The organism is Bathymodiolus platifrons methanotrophic gill symbiont (genome assembly GCF_002189065.1).
In the GTDB taxonomy this organism is placed as follows: Bacteria; Pseudomonadota; Gammaproteobacteria; order Methylococcales; family Methylomonadaceae; genus Methyloprofundus.
The window spans coordinates 1-2200 of record NZ_BDMN01000452.1; the positions used below are offsets into that span (position 1 = coordinate 1).

2 protein-coding genes are annotated in these 2200 nt (G+C 36.3%); one reads left to right on the plus strand and one right to left on the minus strand.

The window, feature by feature from the left end:
• The coding region (locus tag CDZ78_RS19235; RefSeq protein ID WP_140414232.1) for an ATP-dependent nuclease at window positions 1-1324 on the plus strand (1324 nt) is incomplete at its 5' end.
• Between the two features lie 118 nt (window positions 1325-1442).
• Here CDZ78_RS19235 and CDZ78_RS19240 read toward each other — a convergent pair.
• On the minus strand, window positions 1443-2200 hold a 758-nt coding region (locus CDZ78_RS19240), incomplete at its 5' end, for a Tn3 family transposase (protein WP_140414233.1).

A 2200-nucleotide genomic window follows, 5' to 3' on the forward strand; every position in this document is an offset into this window, starting at 1 on the left:
AATTATTGTTGATGTTTGTATCAAACCTACAGAATATAAAGAAACTACTGACGATTGGGGCGAGTGTAATAAATTTTCAGATGAGTGGATTGAAGCTTTTGCTGACTTAATACATTTTGACACTAGTAGTGATGCATTTGTTGCTATTCGGACAGTTTGTGAAAAAGACAGCATAAAAGGTGGCTATAAAGTTATTCGCTATCCATTATCAGGTTGGAATGAATTTGAAAGTTGGACTGATAATTCCACCCAAATTAATAAAAAAATTACTAAGCGTATCGATGCAATGCCTTTTATTTCAATAGATGCACAACGAGATATACATCAGGAGCTTCGTGAGAAAACATCTTATGTAGGTAAAGTGTTATCCGAAATAGATTTTACCAGTGAAGATAAAGATGCTTTAGAAGAACTAATCCAAGAACTAAATGATAAAGCAGTTGAAACTAGTTCAGTATTAACTGATTTAAAAACACATTTGGATTCATTGAGCCAATCTTTTGAAGGTCAAGGCCAAACAGATATTAGGCCTTTCCCTAAAAAAATAAGAGATTTATCAAAAATATTTTCGATATATTTTGGTGATGGGGCGACAAACTCATTTTCTATGGAATATCATGGAATGGGAACTCGTAGTTGGGCTTCAATGTTAACGGTTAAAGCATTTTTAGAACTTTCAGAAAAAAAACACGAAAAAGAGGAAGAATGTTTTTTTCCGATAGTTGCAGCAGAAGAGCCTGAAGCTCACTTGCACCCCAATGCGCAAAGAACTTTATACAAACAGCTCGCATCAGTTAAAGGACAAGTAATCATTAGTACACACTCTCCTTACTTAGCGGCAGAAAGTAAGCTGACTGATTTAAGATCTTTAGTTAATTTACATTCTGGCGTAAGAGTAAAGTCATTAGGAGATAGTTTTACTCCTAAAGATTTAAATAAATTACAAAGAGATGTAATGCGATATAGAGGTGAACTATTATTTGCCAAAGCTATCATATTATTTGAAGGTGTTAGTGAAGAGCAATTAGCTCCTATTTTCTTTGAAAAATATTTTGGTTTTTCATGTTATAGCGTGGGTATCAATTGCATAAGTGTTGCAGGGAAAAATTACCCTCCTTTTGTTAAGATGGCCTGTAGTCTAGGTATCCCTGCATATATCGTTAGTGATAATGACGGTAATACGAAAACAATCATTGAATCTCAAATTGCAAACATAGAACGAGACTTAAGTACTGGACTTACTAATGATGTTTTTAACGTTAGTTTTTTAAATGATGGTTGTGATATCGGGGGTTTGTGCATAAATGCGATATTTTTCGCTTAATGCGCTGTAATCCTTACAATACTCACTATGCAGAGGCACTACGTTTTTACAAAGCCTAGCTTCACTTCTTCTCCTCCGTAATTTACGGCTGCAAAAAATCACCTCAAATTTAGATTTATTATGCTTCTAAATGAACTGTTCTGGCTAGCGCTGAGAAATCATGGCTATTTTCAGAGTCAGCAAAGGAATAAAATCCCGAAAAATTGATATGAAACCAGGCTACAGGCGATATTCGTTTTAACGCCTCTAGGTTTTCCGAGCGCCCTTCGTGCTCATTGAATTCTTTGAGTTCTGAGAGAATTTGAGCGTTATAGTGAATAACACAATTGGCAATCAAGCGCGCACACTCATTCCACAGTGTTAACTCTGCATGATGACTGCCTCTGAATTTCTTACCGTTCGTTTCAGCTATTACACGCCTTAACTGGTGGAATGCTTCGCCTCGATTGAGAGCACGTTGAACATGCCGACGAAGTGTTTCACTATCAATATAATCCAGTATGTATTGCGCTTTTATTGCTCTGTCATATTCCGCCAAAGCTTTAAGGGTAGCTGTGTTCGATTTATACCGGCAAAGCTTCTTGATTAATACACTTTGACTGGTTTTGTGCTGCCCTAGTGAAATCATCAATCGACAAATATTCTCCCATTCTCTTGTGATTAACTCCCAATCAATCGGAACCCTTAAAGAGATCAGCTGCTCGATATCTTCAGCGTTTTCGACCTGAAACATTTTCTCAAAATGGTCTTTAAAGGTTTTGTATCGTGGCGCAAATTGATAACCAAAAAAGTGGAGTATGGCAAAATTATATCTATTTGCCCCATGGGTATCAGTCGACAAAATATCAGGTTTAACTTCAGACGTGTTGTTATAGA